This window comes from bacterium (assembly GCA_036504735.1).
Taxonomy (GTDB): Bacteria; Electryoneota; RPQS01; order RPQS01; family RPQS01; genus DASXUQ01.
This window is the reverse complement of the sequence record DASXUQ010000017.1, coordinates 232,535-251,897: the sequence shown is the minus strand read 5'-3', so window position 1 is coordinate 251,897 and position 19,363 is coordinate 232,535. Positions and strand designations below refer to the sequence as shown.

At 58.3% G+C, this 19,363-nt stretch carries 10 protein-coding genes; 2 read left to right on the top strand and 8 right to left on the bottom strand.

Annotated features, from left to right (window positions below; genetic code table 11):
• Positions 1-53 precede the first annotated feature (53 nt).
• Positions 54-3,305: a S8 family serine peptidase gene (locus VGL38_13660; protein ID HEY3296470.1), complete on the top strand. Its 3,252-nt coding sequence runs from the start codon at positions 54-56 to the stop codon at positions 3,303-3,305.
• Positions 3,306-3,378: 73 nt separating this feature from the next.
• On the opposite strand, the gene VGL38_13655 is transcribed toward VGL38_13660, so the two are convergent.
• The 8 genes from VGL38_13655 to VGL38_13620 all read right to left on the bottom strand — a co-directional run bounded on the left by VGL38_13655 (position 3,379) and on the right by VGL38_13620 (position 15,927).
• Entirely contained in the window at positions 3,379-4,269 is an 891-nt protein-coding gene (locus tag VGL38_13655) for an NmrA/HSCARG family protein (GenBank protein HEY3296469.1), read from the bottom strand.
• A 46-nt stretch (positions 4,270-4,315) separates the two neighbouring features.
• Positions 4,316-4,924 carry a YceI family protein gene (locus VGL38_13650; protein HEY3296468.1) on the bottom strand — a complete coding sequence of 203 codons (609 nt, stop codon included), beginning with the start codon at positions 4,922-4,924 and terminating at the stop codon, positions 4,316-4,318.
• A 198-nt stretch (positions 4,925-5,122) separates the two neighbouring features.
• Positions 5,123-7,585: a T9SS type A sorting domain-containing protein gene (locus VGL38_13645; protein ID HEY3296467.1), complete on the bottom strand. Its 2,463-nt coding sequence runs from the start codon at positions 7,583-7,585 to the stop codon at positions 5,123-5,125.
• A 305-nt stretch (positions 7,586-7,890) separates the two neighbouring features.
• Positions 7,891-8,937: a mechanosensitive ion channel family protein gene (locus tag VGL38_13640; protein ID HEY3296466.1), complete on the bottom strand. Its 1,047-nt coding sequence runs from the start codon at positions 8,935-8,937 to the stop codon at positions 7,891-7,893.
• A 152-nt stretch (positions 8,938-9,089) separates the two neighbouring features.
• A complete protein-coding gene (locus tag VGL38_13635; GenBank protein HEY3296465.1) occupies positions 9,090-11,624 on the bottom strand; it encodes a hypothetical protein in 2,535 nt (844 codons plus the stop codon).
• A gap of 209 nt (positions 11,625-11,833) precedes the next feature.
• Positions 11,834-13,681, bottom strand: a complete 1,848-nt coding sequence (locus VGL38_13630) for a T9SS type A sorting domain-containing protein (protein HEY3296464.1) — start codon at positions 13,679-13,681, stop codon at positions 11,834-11,836.
• A 460-nt stretch (positions 13,682-14,141) separates the two neighbouring features.
• The gene (locus VGL38_13625) at positions 14,142-15,590 is read right to left on the bottom strand and encodes a hypothetical protein (GenBank protein ID HEY3296463.1); all 1,449 of its coding nucleotides are present in this window, start codon (positions 15,588-15,590) and stop codon (positions 14,142-14,144) included.
• 1 nt (position 15,591) lies between these two features.
• Positions 15,592-15,927: a hypothetical protein gene (locus VGL38_13620; GenBank protein ID HEY3296462.1), complete on the bottom strand. Its 336-nt coding sequence runs from the start codon at positions 15,925-15,927 to the stop codon at positions 15,592-15,594.
• 574 nt (positions 15,928-16,501) lie between these two features.
• Here VGL38_13620 and VGL38_13615 point away from each other — a divergent pair.
• A complete protein-coding gene (locus VGL38_13615) occupies positions 16,502-19,246 on the top strand; it encodes a CxxxxCH/CxxCH domain-containing protein (GenBank protein HEY3296461.1) in 2,745 nt (914 codons plus the stop codon).
• Positions 19,247-19,363 lie beyond the last annotated feature (117 nt).

Below are 19,363 nucleotides of genomic sequence, written 5' to 3'. Positions count from 1 at the left end.
ATGAGTTCTTCAAACGCCTTGGGGTATGCCTATGTGCAGCCGGATTGGTTCTTATGATTGTGGTCGCGAGTTTGGCACAGCCGATTACTACGGAAGAATGGGACGGACAGAACGTAGAGTTAGTCAAGGGAAGAGCAATCCTTACAGTGAAGGCTGACGGCAGTTTTGCGGCCTTGAGCGATCTGTGTAAACAGTATTCAATCACCGTCCATGGCCAGCATCCAAGTTTGCGCATGTACTACCTGAGCTTCCCCGAATCCCTGGCCGTAGTACCAATTTGCGAAGCCTTTGAAGCCAACCCAAACACGAATCACTGCAACCCAGATCTGATCTTATATCCGCAGACCGCTGACTCCTGCTGGCAGTGGCAATGGAGTTTCAAGAACACCGGCCAAACGGGGAGTGGTCAGGATTCCGGAAGGGCTGGCGCGGACATGATGATCGAGGAAGCCTTCGCTATCACTCGAGGCTCCCGTACAGCAAAGATTGCTATTCTGGATTCCGGCGTTCCGTATGATACCGCCAACCATCGTTTGTCGCACCCGGATCTCGACGATTCGACACGAATCCTTCTCGGCAGACTCTGTCTGGATTCCCTTGGTGTCGACTCAAACGATTGGAATTTCGACGACGTGTTTGGACACGGAACTCATGTCGCGGGTATTGCGCTGGCTGAGGAAAACAACTATGGAGTGGTGGGGGTTTGTCCACAGTGCACCGGCGTGATTGAGAAAATTGTTCATTGGAATTCCAGCCTTCCCTCCTTTCAGAATTGTATTGATGGCATCTACCATGCTGACTCGGCCTTTCATGCCCCGATTATCAGCATGAGTTATGGGCGGAATTCGACGGATATTCCGAATTGCACAATGGCCATCGAAGAGGCAATCAGCCATGGCGTCCTGTTCACTTTTCCTTCCGGAAATGGTACCGATCAAAATTCCGATTGCCTATATCCAGCTAAGCTGTCGCGGTCGCATCCCCAAGTGATGGCCATAGCTGGGACGAATCCGAATGATCGCCGCTGGAGATCGTTAGACACCGTGATGTACAGTCCATTTGACATCGATACGACTCGCTTGATGTCTATTCGCGGGCAAAGCGTTACCGTGGCGGCTCCTGCGGGGGGATTAGGAGACGCGATTGGACCTGACGATTGTATGGACATCGTCTCAGATCGTCCCATCCACCCTATCTACGATATGGATAGATGGATGTGTACCGAAAATCCTGCCGAGGCGGTATGGTATAAAAACGGAACCTCGATGGCAACACCTGCCGTTGCCGGTATTGCAGGTCTGTTGAAATCTTACGACTCAACCCTCACTGCAGTGGAGGTCAAGGAGATAATCCAACAGTCTGCGGACCGCGTTTACGGGGACACGCTGCAAGGCGTCCGGAATGATACCGTGGGTTATGGCCGCGTCAACGCCTTCAAAGCCTTGCTGCGCGCACCCGGAGTGAAGACGCTGACGTCGAGCTTGACGGTGCGCAAGCACATCTACGATGCTTATAGCCCCTACTACGTGGAAGGCGGCTTGATTGTCCCGGCGGGAAAAACTTTGACGCTGCAACCGGGTGCCCGGCTGACATTTGGGCCAAACGCCTATATCGAGGTGCAGGGCAAATTGAGCGTCCTTGGCACCACCACGGATACCGTGCGCTTTGAAGCGGCGAATCCGGCGCAGCCCTGGCAGGGGATTCATGTGAACGGCGGGGAGGCGCATGTGGCCTACGCGGTGATCAAGGGGGCCACGGTTCCGTTCTTTTCCGAGAACGCGGCGGGGCTGGCGACGCCGCTGGAACTGCGGGACAGCCGGATTATCGGCGGCATAACCGGCCTGCGCATCTGGGGCAGTTCCACCCGCAACCATGTGGTGGAGCGGGTCATCGTGCAGGACGTGCCGAACCTCGCCAGTCACGCCGGGCTGTATTTCCTGAACACGAATGTGACCGCCACCGATTTGACGGTGACCAATTGCGGCTATCGCACCGGCTACATCGTCAACACGACCGGAACGTGCACGCGCGGTTTCTTCAACGGAACAGCGGCCAACTATGGGCTGGCGTTCAGCGGCGCGACCACGGGAATGCTCTTCCGCTGCAGCACCATTGACCATATCGGTCCGTCCGGTTATCCCAGCGCTTCCGTGTGGTGCATGCTTTCTGCCGCTCCGGTGTTTGGCGATCTTCCGCTTCCAACGGCGGTAAACAACACGATCGTGGACAAGACGGCTTTCCTGATTCGCTTCACAGGCATTGGCGGGCGTCCGGTGATCGACGGGCGGTTGAACCGGCTGGAGCAGCTTGAGACCGCGAACGGCACAAAGTTCATCGCTTGGGAAAACTATGTCAGCGGCACGCAGTATGGCGCTAAGGTCACCTATTGGGGTGGTGTCGTTCCGCAGACGAGCAATTTCGAACCCACCGATCCCCGCTTCTGGAACTTCAATAGTTATCGTTTAACCGACCCCGGTCTCTGCCCGCAGGGAAGCCCGCTTGACGAGGAGGTTGCGCTGGATTCGGCATTGTATTTGGAGCAGACGGAGGCGTGGACCGAAGCGCAAAGCGCGTATCTGTCGATTGCCGCAGATGAATCCGCCGAGTTTTCCGCCCGTGCCCGAGCCGCAGCGCGAGCCGTGATGATGGACCGCAAGACGCAGAGCATGACCGAAGCGGAAACGGCGAATTTGACCGATGCGATTCTCGCGGGGGCAACCTCGCTAAGAGACTCCGTGATGCTGGAACGGACCCGGCTCTGCTTCCTGACAGACCGGGCAGAGTATGCACAAGCGATTCAGGGCCACGCGGCACTGCTGGAACGAAACCTTGAACCGGAGGACTCGCTGCTAACGGTGATGGATATTGCCCATGTGCAGTTGCTGGCTGGAGAAGGTTCCGGCAACGGGCTGGATGCCGTTCAAGGGTCGCTCCCGCCCCGCCTGACCGTGACATCCCGCGAACAGGGGTTAAGCATGGTCAATCGCGCGATGGAATCGTTGCTGGGTCTGCACACTGGCCAGCGGGTCTCCGACATCCCAACCGATTATACTCTCTACCAGAACTACCCGAATCCCTTTAACCCTGTGACGGAAATCCGCTTCGATCTGCCTGAAGCGGCGCGGGTGGAGTTGAAGGTGTTTAACACCCTTGGTCAGTTGGTGACCACGCTGGTCAGCGAGACCCGTCCGGCAGGATCCTACACCGCGATGTGGGACGGCAAAGACGTGGCAGCGGGCATGTACATCTATCAACTGAAGGCCGGAAACTTCACCGACGCCAAGAAGATGGTGCTCATCAAGTAAAGTCGAAAACGGAAAGCAGAAAACAAAAAGGCGAGCCTTGCGGTTCGCCTTTTTCAGTGGGTGCGAGAGACGCTCAGTGGTAGGCGGTCTCTTCCTTCAGTTCGCGGATGAAGGGGGCCTTTTTGATCCAGTCCTTGAAGCGCATCAACTTGATGTTGTACAGCTTTTCAAGGCGGTCGATGTCCACGTTGTAGCCGACATCATTGAACCACCTGAACATCACGGCGAAGTCATGGCCGTACGCCTTCTCGGCCTCGCTCTCCGGCATGGGCTCATAGAGCACCGTGCGGTCCGCCTCCTTGGAAATCATCTGCACGGCTTCGGAGAAGCGTAGTTCATCGCCGGCAATATCGATCTCCTTGCCGAGGTAGATATCGGGATGCTCGAAGGCCGCCACGACGAACTTGGGAATATCTTCCACGGCAATCATCTGCAGCGGACGGTCGGCCCGCACCGGAGTGGAGACGCGGCCGCCGCGCACCTGTCCCAACAGCCACGGCGCGCCGAAGTTCTCCATAAAGAACACCGGGCGAAGGATGGTGTGTGGAATGCCGTTGCGGCGGAGGTGCTCTTCCACTTTCCACTTGCTGTCAAAATGCGGAATGCCCGTGTTGCGCTGCGCGCTGGCCACGGAACTGAAGACCAGATGCTGCACCCCCGCCACCATGCAGGCGTCGGCGAACTTCACGCCCTGTTCGGTCTCATAGGCCTCGCCGTGCTCAAAGGGCGTGGTCACCAGAAACGCTCTGCGGATACCTTGCAGCGCGCGGTCCAGCGAATCGCGGTTGGTCAGATCTCCCAAAACGACCGTGGCGCCCTGTTTGCGCAAATCGGCGGCCTTGTCCGGATGCCGGGTCAGCGCCACCACCGGATACTTTTCTTTGAGCAGCGCTCTCACCACCGCTCCACCCTGCTGGCCGGTCGCTCCGGTCACGAGAATAGGTTCATTCTTATGGTCAGCCATAATCGCCTCCTGTTCCATCTTCCGTATTCAGTTCAGCCGCAGCGGCCTACTTGGTGGACACATCCCCCGCTTTTTCAAGTTCGAGATCGAGGGTGATCTTCACCGAGTCACTCACCATCACACCGCCGGCTTCCAAAGCTTTGTTCCAGTTCAAACCGAAATCGTGGCGGTTGATCGTAGCGGTCAGCGACGCTCCGGTGCGCGATCCGCCCTTGGGTCCGGCGACAAAATCCGTAAAGCCTTCCATATCCATCACGATGGGCTTCGTGATGCCATGCATGGTCAGATCACCGGTCACCTTGTACTTGCCGGGAGCCGACATTTCGCTCTTGGTGGACTTAAAGGTAATGGTCGGGAAGTTGGCGACATCGAAGAAATCGGGACTTTTCAAATGTCCGTCGCGACGCTCATTGTTGGTGGTGATCGAGGTCGCGTCAATGGTGCCTTCCATAGCCACTGTGGCAGGAGCCTTCTCATCGAAGGTCGCGGTGCCGGAAAAGGTGTTGAAACTTCCATGCACCGTGGATACCATCATGTGCTTGACACTGAAGCCAACGTTCGTGTGGGCCGGGTCCACAGACCAGGTAGCTGCCGACAGATTGGTGCTCGCAAAGGCGGTCAAAATCAGTGCTGCCAGCCAAAAAGTACGATTCATCTTTAATCCTTTCCGGATGTTATAAGTTCGTTACCTTGCGGTACGTTTGAAAACCCAGTTGATATCTTCGCTACCGCCGACTTAACCCGTCGGTATATCGTTAAACATCAAACGATTTTTTTGGTTCCCGCGTCTGCCTAAAGAAAAGCCCCGGCACGTGCGCGCCGGGGCTTCAGATTGCAGACTAAAAGTCGCTCGTTACTTGAGCAGAATCATCTTCTTCAGGTCGGAGACGCCGGGGGCTTCGACACGCAGAATGTAAATGCCGGACGGGAGATCCGTCGCGTCGAACGTCGTGCGCCACGCCCCTGCGGGCATGTTCTGATTCACGAGGGTTTCGACTTCACGTCCCAGAACGTTGAAGACTTTCACCGTTACCCAGCCGGCGTTCGGCAGATCATACGAAATCTGCGTGCTGGCATTAAAGGGATTGGGATAGTTTTGGTGGACCTTGAAGACCGTAGGAGCCTGGATCTGCGGCGGCTGTCCCGTGCTTCCGTGAACATAGCGGTCGAAGTACCAGGTATTGCTGACCGTTGTGAGGCCGTGCATATCGTAGGCGATAACCTTCCACGCGTAGCGGTGCGGGGCCGGGAGCGTATTGACCCAGAGCCTGGATGTGTCCACACCGACATCGACACTGTCAAGAACGGTGAAGGAATCCGGTCGGGAAACGCAGACGATATATTTGACGGTGTCGCCAGTGACCGAGTCGGCATCCAGCGACGCGCGCCACTTCAACAGAACTGAGGAATTATCGGGGATCTGCGCACTATCGGCGGGCGAGACGAGTTCGAACGGCTCGGGCGCATGTGCGGAGATCGTGAAGCTCCACGTGTGAGAAGACCAGGTCACCAGACCATGACGGTCCGTCACCCGAACCTTCCAATATGTCGGCTGATTGGCCACAATAAGATCGGACCAAAGCGCCGATGAGTCGGGACCGCAGATGCTGTCGGCGCCGGCGAACGCCGGATCCGCCGAAACAAACACACAATACTGACGCGTGTCCGATGGGTCAACATCGGTCGCCTTGAACCATCCCAGCTTGACCGAGAACGAATCAGCAATCACCGCGCCGTCGGCAGGATAGGCCAGATCGAAAGCGGTGGGCGCCGTACCCTGTACCGTGAAGGTGCGGGTTTCACTTGACCACGTCGACCAGCCGCCCATATCCATCGCCTGAACCTTCCAGTAGTGAGGAATATTGGCAACTACCGTGCGCGACCACACAAAGGTCATCATGGTGTCCGTCAGACCAGAGCGTAGCGGATCGGTCGTGTCAGTGCGGCTCGGGTCAAAGGACGGGGTCTCGCTGATGAAAAGCCGGTAGTTCAGAGTATCGTAGGCATCGAGGTTCGCCGCCGTGTGCCAGCGGAAAGGAAAGGTGTACGCGGCAGAGGAGAATGTCGTGTCGGTGGACGGAGTGATCAGAGTGAAGTTGCCCGGAGGGGTGATCAACACATCTGTGCCCGTCTTTACCTGCCAGAAGTCTTCATACGCCGCACCGAAGGAGCGGGTGGAACCGGCGAGGGTAAAGCCGCCGTCGGTGGTCTTCATCATGGCATAGCAGTTGTCCCGTTCCGGACCGCCGAAGGTGCGCCGGTAGACTACATTGCCGCGGGGATCGGCCTTCAGCATGAAGGCATCCCACAGACCCGAACCCGCGCCGTTGGTGATTCCCGCCAGCACGTAGCTGCTGTCCTGCGTGGCCTGAATTGAGTAGCAGATGTCCCGGCCCAGCGCGCTGTTGCCGTACGGACGCGCCAGCAAGCTGTCGCCGTTGGCACGGGTCCGCACCATCCAGAAGTCTTCAGCGTCGGCATTGACATTGTAGGTCGAGCCGGCCATTACAAAACCACCGTCCAGTGTTTGAGCAACGGCATTGCAATAATCGGCGACGGTTGTGCCGTACACCTTGCCGTTGCCGGTGCTGGTGGTCCAGAGCGACTGACCGTCTTCGTCCACGTTAAACAGGTAGAAATTCTGGTCGCGCTCGCGCCAGGAATTCGTAACACCCGCCAGGGCAAACCCGGTAGAGGTCTTGGCCATGGCGCGGCATTCATCGAATCCGCCGCCGCCGTACGTATGGCTCCAGACGTCCGCGCCATCGGCAGTTGTCTTCACCAGCCAGAAATCGCGGCCACCGATGCCGTAGGAATCGGTGAACCCGGCAAACACGTAGCCGCCATCCGCGGCGATCTGAACGGCGTAAAAGCCATCGCTCAGGGGACCGCCGAACTTGCGGCTCCAGAGGCTGTCACCATTCGCGTTGGTCTTGATGACCCAGGCATCGGACGGGCCATCATGGCCTTCACCGAAGGAGCCGGTCATGCCGGCGAGAATGAAGCCACCATCGGGGGTAGGCTGAACGGCAAAGCAGCCTTCACCTTCGGGGCCGCCGTAACGGCGATCCCAGACGACCTGGCCGGCCGCATCGGTCTTCACCAGCCAGAAATCATACCAACCGGCGCCAAACGTGTCGGTGCTCCGCGCCCAGCCCGCGAGGACAGTGCCTCCATCAGTGGTCGGCGCGACGGCATTGCACACGTCATGGCTGGAATGGCCCAGCCGCACAGACCACAAGCTGTCCGGAGCGGCGGCCATGGCGCTTAACGTTACACACAGCAAACAAATCAAAACGGTTATCCCGCGTCCCACAGTCAACCTCCGTTGGTAAGTAATCGGGGTGGAACGTACATAGTATGGCATTTTCGTAACCAAGGAATATAGGGAACAATTCTGAATACTGCAACAGCATAGTATCAGTCAACCTTTCCTGACCAAGTCGTCCCTTATTCGGAAGAAGACTCGCGCCGCCCAAGCTCGCCGAATAGCTAAGATGTTGATCGAACTGAGTTTGCTGCAACGTCGCATGCATTCTTTTAATAAACAGCTCTTTCCCAATCAAAAAGAAAGCCAGTGCGCGGGCACTGGCAAAGCTGTGATTCGGAATAAAAAACGGTTCAGGCAGATTTGGGGATATCCGCCGGAGCAACCGGCGAGGCAAACTGGATGCCTTCCTTTTCGAATCGCTGCTGCAAACGCTTGATCAGAGCGTGTTTGATTGCCCCTTGATCATTGAATTCCTTGACCTGAAAGCCGATGGAGTAGCGCACACCGAGGTCGGTGAAAGACACATACATCACAGCGGGCTGGGCCCCGGGGACCATGCCGGGAACGGTGGCCGCCACGTCTTTGGCAACGTCAAGACTGATCTGCTCGACCTTTTGCAGGTCCGACCCGAATTTGACCGTCACTTCAAGGGATGCGCCGAGGTCTTTTTTGGGCTGATAGTAGTTGGTGACAATGGCGTTCACCAGCTTGGCATTGGGGACCAGAATCGTATTACCCGCGGGAGACAGGATTTCTGTGTAACGCCACGTGATGTCGGTGACGTAGCCATCCTGTCCGGTATCCAGGCGGATGTACTCGCCGATTTTGACCTTGCGGACGGCAATAATTTGCAGCCCGGCGAAGAGATTGGAGAGCGTGTCTTGCAAGGCCAAAGCAACGGCCAAGCCGCCGACGCCCAAGGCGGTGAGAATCGGAGCGATGGAGATGCCCACAGACTGCAGGATCATCAAGAGACCCAGCAGGTAGACACTCAACCGCACCGCATTGATAAAGATCGAGACCGAGCGTTCCGCGCCGATGGCCTTGCGGCTGTACGCGCCTGCGAAGCTGCCGGCAATGCGCGCCGCGACCACGGTGAGCGAGAACAGTCCGACAATCAGCAGAGCCTTATGGATATTGGCCAGAACAGGCCCGGAGATGGCCAGATAACGCAGCGCGCCGTAAATGCCGGCAAGAATGAACCAGAACAGAGGCATGCCGCGCAGCGAGGCAATGACCACGTCATCGATTTTCGTCGGCGTGCGCTCAGCCAGCTTGGACAGCCGCCGCAAAAGAATCCGCTCGGCAATCCATCCCAGCGCGATCCCGCCCAGCACAAAACTGAGGGCGATAAAGATGTCGCTGAGCGTGACCACATCCAAATATTTGGAGATCATAGGCAAGACCGGGTTTCAGTATACGAGGAGACGGCAAGCGATCCGGCGTGCAATATAATCCAAAAAAGCGATTTGTCAAATTCCGGTGTGACAGACGCGACAGCCCGCGGAGAAGATCCCCGCGGGCTGTCTGCAAGCCGTGGGCGGTGCGGTCAGTTGATGGCCACCACCACGTAGAAGAATTTGAGGCCGCTGGCCAGCACCCCGGTATCGATGAAGGATGTGGCCGTGGTCGGAAGCGCCGTGAGCCTCGTGCCGGTCAGGTAATTCTGGCCGATGGAGGTCATGCGGTAAACATGGTAGCCGGTGGCACGGGCCGCCGGGTCCCAGTTGAGCTGCACGTCATCGGTGTAACCGACGCGGATAGCCGTCAGGTCACTCACCGCCGCCGGCGTGGATGTGGTCGTCGGCACAATGGTCGTCTGCACGCAGAAGCGGCTGGGCGACGGATTGAGCGGCGTACCGACCGTGTCGATGCGGAGCGTGTAATTGTGGCCGTCATAGGAAGCCGGCAAGGACGACTTGCCCATGATGTGCGGCAGCGCTTCGCCGGCAATCGAGTCCTTCGGAGTGATCGACACCCAGAAATCTCCGGAGCGGTTTTGCAATCCCGGCACACCTGCCGTGTTCAGCGTCCACCAGTGAGGCTTGCTGGCCGCGCCGATGGTGGCATTGGTGTCAATCGCCACTTCGATGCGGTTGATGAGCGCGCCCGGATGAGCCGTGTCCGCGCCCGGTTGCCAGAATTCCACCCAGGCATGGGCCACATGCCCCGGCAGAGTGAAAATGTTGGCGTCAAACTGCCACATGATCCGCACGGTGGTGATGTCATGAGCATTCACCGTGGCCGACGGAACTCCGTCTGCCAGCGGAGTGTAGCGGACATACCGCGGATTCAACAGAGCGCTGGTCATATCACGCAGGTGATAGGCCAGTTCATACTGTCCCGCCGGACGCACCGTTACGGCGAAGTTGGAATCGGAATTGAGCGGCACGTTGATTGCCGTGTACGTTGTGTCATTGGTACGGTCTTCATCCACCGTCTGTGCCGAAGCCACGCGTACGCGATAGCTGCCGGTCACGGCCGGAGTCCAAACGCGCGTGGAGGTCGTGTCCTGACCCGGAATGAGTGGAGCCGTCAATACCACCAGAGAGTCGATACCCTGAATAGTTCCGTCCGGTTTGACGAATTTCACGCGGCTGCGAATCGCGGGGCCCTGATTGGCCAGGCCTTCGTTCTTGACGGTGAACTGATACTTCTGCGGCAGACCGACCGTCGTGGGGAACTTGACTACCACGCTGTTGCAGGAAAGATCGTTGCTGAAGGCCCGGGTGAAAATCACGGCGATGTCATCGATATGTACACCTGTGCCCACACCCGTCGTGTCCTGTCCGTCATAGCGGACGCGATACATGAGTTTGATCGTCCGGCCCGCATAGGCGCTCAGATCAATGGTGGCGAGCTGCGTGCCGCCGGTGGTCAGACCGCGGGTGCGGAAGACCCAGCCGTTCAGCGAGTTGCCGCCCGGCGCCGGAGCGCCATCATTGTACGCATAGTCATACGCCACGCGGACCGTCGAGTCCGGCGTCACCACCCAGACATCGTAGAAGTCCGCCAGCGTATTGCCCGCTCCCTGGAATCCGGGTTGATCGGCCCACACCCAGTAGCGAAGGCTCAAAGTCTGGTTAGCCCCGAGCGCCGGCAGGGCGATGTCGGAAGAGGTCACACCACACAGCAAATTGTTCGTCGGTGTGCAACGCCACTCGTGGGTCGGCGAGTGATTGCTCACTTGATCGTAGACCCAGTTCTGACCGATGGGAGTGTTGTGATCACGGGTGAAGGAATCCAGCGTGCCGTCATTACTGAAGACGGTATTCGCGCCGTCTACCAGACGAATGCTGTCCACTGCCAAACCAAAATAGGTGGGATCATCGGTGCCGCTGAAGCCATCATCAGAAGCAAATCCCCAGCGGATCTTCACATTGGCGGTGCGGTAGGCCGACAGGTCGAAAACCATCGGCTGATAGACCGTGTCACAGTTCGAGCCTTCGGTGTAGCTGAACACCGGAATATCGGGACCCATGCCCCAAATGTCGCCCCATGAAAACGCATGCAAGGCCGTGTACGATGGGCTCGTGGGCTGGAGAATGCTCCAGTTGGTGCCGTTGTCGGTGGAGACCCACATATTCCACCCGTCCCAGGAATCATAAGGAGCCGTCGCGCCGACAGGCTGCTCTGTCTTCCAGCGGGCCTTAAAGGCCAGCGTCGGATTGGAGGTGGCGGACAGGTCCAGCGTCGGAGTCACGAGATACTGGAGCCAGTGATCGGCATAGTGGTTGGTGGCCGAATCCCAGCAAGCCCAGGCAAAGCCCGTTCCGCCCAAGGCGCGGCGGGAATCCAGATGCCAATACAACGGCGATAAGGTCAAATCTTCCGGGGTCCACGCCGGACGCGAACCTTCGAAATCATCGAACCAGATCGTGCTGTCGAACGCATCGAGGCTGCCGTCGCGGCGGTGGGCCGCTGGCATGCTGCTTACAACACCGTCGTTGATTTCGAACCTCGAAACCGACATCGCGTTTTCGGGGGCAGCCACGGCGTGCTGCTGCGTGACCGGACTATTTGCCAGCAACAGGCATGGAACCGCCAGTGCCACCAGGACCATAAGGGAAAGCAGTTTTCTCATTACGCCCTCCTGTGCAGTTAGGAATAAAGTGTTATAGCAAAATGTGAGAGAAGCTGAGAAACGGGCACGATGGAGTAGTCTCGTGCCCGTTTCTCTTCATATTCGGGGGGAGAGGATCACGGGTCCACATCCCCTGATCGAAAAAACGGAATCTTCAACGCCGCCCGGACGTCGGAGCAGCGGCGCTGAGGGCACACCTGCCGATCCGTTTACTTCATGAGCACCATTTTATGCGTGGCGGTAAAGCCATTCGCTTCGAGCTGATACAGATACACGCCGCTGGCCAGCTTGCTGCCATCGAAGCTGATCGTGTACTTGCCCGCTTCCTGCTTTGCATTGACCAGCGTGGAGACCAGACGGCCATCCACCGAGTAGACCTTCAGCGTGACATTGCCGGCTTCTTTGACGGCATAGCTGATCATCGTGCTCGGGTTGAAGGGGTTCGGGTAGTTCTGGTTCAACGTGTATTCGGTCACCACGTCGGCCATCGGGGTCGCGGAGGCCACGTTGGGGAAGCGATTGACCGTGCCGTTCACGTCTACACTGGCGAGGCGGTAGGTGTAGGACGTGCCGTTGACGACGTTGTTGTCCACCAGATTGTACATGTGTCCGGCGGGGTTGTCGCCCAGGCCCTGCACATTCATGGTCACGTTGTCGTTGCGGGTCACCACATAGTGATCCACACTGCTCTCGGAGCGGGTCTGCCACGTGAGGTTCACGCGTCCATCGAGACCGACGGCGTTGAAGGCCGACATTTCGACGGGCAGCGGGGTGTCGCCGTTATAGGTAACGGTCACCGGGCAGCAGCAGCCACGGGTGTCGATGTAAAGATGGAGGCGGATCGGGTTGATGCCGTCACCAAGGTAGCAGCCGTTAGGTCCGGCGGCGGTGAAATTGTAAGTCTGGGACTGGCCGAACGCCGGGAAGTTGGGGGTACCCACGTAGGTCAGATACGGGGCGCTCGGGTCGCTGACATCCATCATCCACGAGCGGATGCGGAAGAAGGTCGGCTCCGCGCATTCCGGGGCGATAGTCAGGCTAAAGCATGCCTGGCTGGGATCCGTGAAGGCCAGTTCGAGGACCACATCCGGACCGCTGGCGGTGAAGTTGCCGATAAAGTCGCGGCCATCATAGTTGCCGCAATAGTCGCAAAGGGGAATCGTCCGCGTCCAGCTCGCCGTGGTGATGGGCAGTGGGTTTTCCGCGGTGTCGCCGAGGCGGGTAGCCGGGCATGGATTACAGGTCGTCGGCGTGCAATCGGCGCCGGCGGTGCCCTGCGCGTACATGATCCACGGACCCCAGGGGGCGGTGAATCCGGTCACGACATCCAGCCAGCAGGCCGGTGTCCAAATGGGATTCTGGGCCGTGCCGATATTACGGATGGACTTATACCAGATGGCGCAGGTCTGGGCCGCAACGCTCGGCTGCGGGGTGGCGCCGCTGAGGATCGAGGGCGCACCGTGAGTCACTGTGGCACCCGGAACGTAGGGCATACCATCCCAGGAGACCAATTCTACGCCGTAGAAGAATCCGCCATTGACGCAGGCATTGATCGCAACCGGAATCAGGATCTCGCCGGCGGTGGCGTCATCGGCCGTCACCAGATGGCTGATCTGCATCGAGTACGTCGCAGCGCCGGGACCGTTGCACTTGTCGGCATAGGTGGTGCCGACGTTGGACGGGCATTCCACGTCTGCATTGAACACAAACGTGTAGCCCACCTGATTGGCGGCATCGTGAAGATAGAAATCAAACCAGAGGGTGTCGATATGGAACGGATAAAACGGCGCGGAGCAACCGGTGTTGAACGGGTTGGTCGCAGGATCAATCCACGTCTTAAAGGCTTCGGTCGGAGCCCAACCGAAGAAGTAACGCGACGAATCGCCCGGAACGTAATACAGCAGGCACGAGCCGGAACGCTCGGCATGCGTCGGAGCCTGACGCACGGTGCCGCTGAAGCGATTCATGTTCTGTTCCTGTCCCGGATCATTGTCGGCGAACGCCATCGCCACGCACACCACTAAACACACCATAAACACACTTAGTACTTTTCGCATGTCCAATTTCCTCCGTCTGGTTAAGGTCCTTCCCCATCCATTCGCTTATGCAGGTTCGAAATAGTCTTGTTCAGTCCAGCTTATACTGCAAGCCTATCAAAAAATATAGTAAGTGCTTGTGAAGGTCAAGGGATTTTTCAAGCTCGACAAAATAGTCGAAAATCGAATTTCCCGTGACGGTTGGTCGTTAGAATTCATCAGCAGATTGATTTATATGTGCTTACTTCCTTGCACCATTCGGCACAAATAGCCACGACGTCGACCAATGCTACTGACACTATATTAAGTAGGGATATGCCTCTCCGAAAGTGGCCACACTGTTCCCGAATCTGTCGCAAATCGCTGATCCATATGACCCAACCACATGATACATATAGATGAATTGTGGCCTCCTGAGGAATAGAAAACAGGCTCCCAATAGGGAGCCTGTCGCGATTCGGTGCCTGAATGATCTCGCCGGTTATGAGCCGCCCGGGAGTTTTCGGTACAAAATGAAATCCGGCTTCCAAATCGGGGACACATCCTTCAAATCGGGACTGATGGTGGTGTCACCGTCAATGGAAAAGCGGATCAGCGGCGCATACATCCGCGCCAGTTCCCCGCTGCGCATCATGGCAATGTTGCCGTCATAACAGGTCACAAAGGCCCACTCCGGCTGTTCCCCCAACAGCATAGCCACCGGATCGGTGTGGTAGCGGCTAAGCGACGGCGGATAGACTAAGCCGGGCTCATCGATGACCGGCAGTCCGGTGTAAAAACCGAACGCGCCGAAATCCATGCCGTAAGCTTTGGGATGTGCCCCGTTCTGACCGAAGTCCTGCTCGGCACTCCATCTGCGGATGCGGGAATAGACATTCTTTTCCATGCGGTCCGGTCCAACAGCCATAGCCAGTCCCGACCACAAAAGCACAGTAACACCGAGCAGGAGCAGCGGATTCAGCATGCGGGAAAGGGCGGTTGATTTGAAATATTCCGCCGCGCCGATTCCGGTCAGCAGAGCCTTGGCAAAGAACACCGGAATGCAGTACCACATCCAGAGGTGCGCGCCGGTCAATGCCCACGAGAGCACCAGCAACAGAGCCCAAAGCATGTAGATCCGCGCAAAACGGGAGACCCTCCAGGCAACCCTCACCGAGAGCAGCGCCGTAACCGTCATCAGGGCCTGCAGCGGATTTTTGTAAGGAAACAGCGCCACGGAAAAGAGCATGCTGTCGCTGCGCGGCAGGGCCATCTTCCCCCGCACCGACTGCGGGATCAGGTCTCCGAAGTACCACGTCTGCACGGCGACTCCGGCAAGGATAATTGCCGCGCCGAGCAGCAGCGGCTTGACCGGCAGCCGCCGGTCTTCATACCACAGATAGCCGGTTAGTGCCACGGCAAAGAGCAGAGCCTCAGGCCGCAGAAACACGCACAGCGCCGCAATGGCTGCCGCACTCATGCTTCGTCCCCGCACCGCCAGCGCCGTGGCTCCTGCGGTGCCGAGCAGCAGCAGCGAACTCTCCATCCCGCTGACCGACACCTTGGCTAAGTAAAGGTCTACGGCAAACAGAAAGCCGCCGATCAGCGCCGCGCGCTGCAGCTTCTCGCGGATCAGCGCAAAATAGACCGTCGCCGCCACGGCAAGTTCGAAGAGCAGGCCGAGCACCCGCGAAGACAGTTCGAGGCTGAGTCCAAGGCTGTGGGGAATACCAAGAGCCAGCGCCCACAGAGGACATGTTGTGCCCTGCACGCGCTGGCCGATAGTGTAGACGAATCCGTTCCCCTGCACGAGATTGGCCGTGTAGCGGAACGTGATAAAGGCATCGTCGTAAAGGTAAAAACAGTAGATCGAAATCAGGCGCGTTACGGCCACCGCCAGCAGGATGCAAGTCAGCGCCGTCCACTCCGCGCGGGTAAGTCGCCCCATCATCTCACGCTTTCACTCGCAGATAGCTCCGAGTCAACCCGCTTTCGAATTCCAGCGTCAATTCCTCTTTGTCCAGCGTCAGCAGGGCAATCTGCGTCCCCTCAAACTCGCCGAGGGGCGAATCGAAGATGAACTTGGCGTGCGCCTGGTCCGTGAATTTGTATTGGGCGTCAACGGTGCGGCCATAGGATTCAAACGTGGCCGTGCCGTTGTCGTGGAACGTGACCGCTTGCACCTCGTCTTCACTCTGCCAGCGCCCGACCACCTTTTGCTCTAAGTTCTTGCAGGAGATCACCGATGCCAGCATCAAAGTCGCAAGAATAACTCTCGTCCATGCCATAGCTTATCCCTTCTTGTTGGTACCAAATGGCCGTGTGAGCAAGCAGATACTTCCCTCAGGTCAAGAATATAGGGACAAATTCCTCCCAATGCAACGAGCCCGGTGCAGATCGTGGAACTTCTTAAGGAAGTTGATGCGGTTGGCACCAGAAGAATGTCGTGGCACAGTGGTGAAACACTATTCTCTTTCTATGGCGATTGTTATATTTAGAATGCGTTCAGGCGGTGGAACACTTGGGATCCCGTTACGGACACAATCCTTGTCGATGCGATGCTCCCGGCGAGCACCGAAGATTGCCGTTTTCGTGTGACCACACCACGGGCTGCGGATTCCTCCCGCAGCCCGTGCTGTTTGTGCCGCGTCAGGCTCACGCCTCCTCCGCTTGTCCGCCGTTTCATATGTGCTGACCCGCCGCTTGCTAATGCCGTATTTCAATTGTGATTATCCGCACAAATAGATATACAGGTCTTTTGATTCAAGAGTATTTACGGCTTGGTTTTCGCGCTATCTCTGCCTACCTTATTGTCAATCTAACATGCGCAAACTTAATCCGATACTGAGGGTTTGGAATCACATGACACCGAAGAAATTCCTCCGCATCTTGCCCGCCGGGGCTCTGCTGATGGGGCTGCTCTGTCTTGCGTTGCCCGCATTCGCAGCCGGCTTGACCGCACTGGACTCCTGGTGCGCCGACCTGCACTCCCCGACCCGCATTGCGGCTCATCCCGCGACGCATCTGCTGTATGTCTCCGATCCGCGCGCGGGCTCGATCAGCGTGTTTACGGAAGCGGGCGTGCTGCAGAACACCATCAACACCGTGGCGCATCCTTCGGCCATTGCCGTGGACAGCGCCGGGCATCTGTTCGTGGCGGACCACGGCGCGGTGCGCAAGCTATCGGCAGACGGTACGCTGCTCTCCAGCATCGGCGAGACTCCCGCCCGGCTGGTGAATCCCCACGACCTCGCCGTGGCACGGGACGGGCGGCTGTTTGTCGCGGACGTCAATGATTCCATCAAAGTCTTCGATGCGGCGGGAAATTTCCTCTCGGCCTTTGGCGGGCATGGCTATTTTGCGGGACGGCTGGATGATCCGGTGTCCCTGCTGATCAATAACAGTCTGGGCGAACTGTATGTGGCCGACCAGAACAACAGCCGCATCAGCGTGTTCAATTTAAACGGCACTTATCTGCGCGCGTGGGGCGCGCTCGGCAACGGTAACGGCGCGCCCTCGCGGTTTCTGCGGTTGTGGGGTCTGGCTGCGGACAGTCTGAACCGCATCTGGGCGTATGACGACGTGCTGAGTTCCTTGCAGGTCTTCGGCCCGGACGGCGCGTCGCTGGCGAATATTCACGTCACCAATGCCCTGATCCGCACCGGCGTGGATATCGAAATTCTGGGCGATAAGCTGTACCTGACCGCACAGAGTTCTCATTGCGTGCTGGTCTATCGCATCTCCGAATCCACGACCAGTGTCACGCTCGCGCGCGCGCTGCCGCTGAACCTTACCATCGCTGCCACGCCGCAGGGCATCGTGCTGCGCTGGAACCGCGTTCCCGGCGTTAATCGCTATCAGGTGATCTGCTCGAGTGACGCCGGCTTCTCTCCCGATGCGATGCAGAATCTTGGCTCCACAGCGGACAGCTTCATGGTGGATGCATCCGGCCCGGCGCATCTGGACCGGCGCTTCTATCAGGTCATTCCGATGGACGGCACAGACAACCAATCCCGTGGCGACATGCCGGATCTCGAAGCATTGCGCAACGGTTCCCTCGACACGAACCACGATAGCCCGCACACGATTGACTACGGCGTCAACTGCACGAGCTGCCATTTCTCGAATTTCGCGTATCCGAATCCGGTCAGCACCGAATGGCTGGCCGACCAGCTCTGTAAGACCTGCCACGTCGAGACCGGCAAGGCCCAGCCTGAGCAAAATCACGCCAGTTCGTCCGACACCCTGTACTGCACCACCTGCCACAGTCCGCACTTCCAGCAGGCGCAGTACCCGCACGGCTTCTTGCGCACGGCAATTGTTACACCCCACAGCGGTACGCGCGCGATGTCGTTCAACAACGCGACCGATTTTGTGCACGGCGCTCCCAATTATGACGGCATCTGCGAAGTCTGCCATACCACGACCTCGCACTGGCGTAACAACTCCAGCGGCGACCACGGCCACAATGCCAACACCAACTGCCTTGACTGCCACAAGCACCTGAGCGGCTTTATGCCGGCGGGCGGCGGGTCCTGCAACGCGTGTCATGAAAGCCCCCCTGCCACTCCTGCTCACCTTGCTCACGTGGGCAATGCAGGGGCGGGCGTGGGCTACGGCGATCTGCGCAAGACCTCCGACTTCGGCGATCCGGCCATTGCCTACAACTTCGGCTGCGGCAACTGCCACCCGGGAGACATGTCCCGCCACAACAACGGCGTGGTGGATGTCGAACTCTACAACGCGTCCGCACCGGATACGACGCTTAAGGCGAAGAATCCTGCGGGCGCGGCCTACACTCGCGGCACCCATCAATACACCGACGCGCGCGGCATGACCTACACCGACGGCACATGCAGCAATGTGTATTGCCACTCTTCGGGCGGCGCGGCGCAGTTCCGCACCTATGCCACGGCCAACTGGGGTCGCACCGAGCACTACGGCTGCAACGATTGCCACGGCGAACCGCCGCGCTACGACAGCCACAGTATCGGCGGCGCGGGCGCCAATTCCCATTATCAGTTCAATCTTTACTGGGGCTATGAGGACATCGGCCATGTGCAGGGCATTCACTGGTACCATGACGCCTCCACCGAAGCCGACAGCAGCGCCACAGTGATCAACTGCAACACCTGCCACTACGGCACCACAACCTCCAATCTCAACACGGGTCTGAATGAAGGCCAGGCCGATTGCGGCCAGTGCCACACGGCCAACACGATTCCGCCGATGAACAACCGCGGTACGATTACCAATTACGCACGGCACGTTTCCGGCTCGCCGGAGATTTCCTTCTCGCCGCTGACCTTCCGCAGCGCGGCGCAGCTTTCGACAGCCCCGCTCGGTTGGACACGCCACGGCACCCACGATGAGGCCTCGCTGACCACGGGTTCATCCTATGATCCGCAAACAAAAACGTGCAGCAACGTGGCCTGCCATCTCGATCAGCGGCAGGTGCAGTGGGGCTACTGGGGCACGGACTTCAATGCCGGTTGCGAATGCCACAACATGAGCAGTACCACGGCGCGGGCCATCCCACAGCACAGCAACGGCTCCCGCACCCGGCAAACATGCGCTGACTGCCACACCCCGCACCAAAGCCACTGATCTACTTTCCGCAATAACGCAAGCGCGGGGCGTCGGGGAAATTCCGAAGCCCCGCGCTTCTATTTTGGCTATCGAATGACCTGCAATTCGCGCCGTCACTCATCGGAACAATTCGAC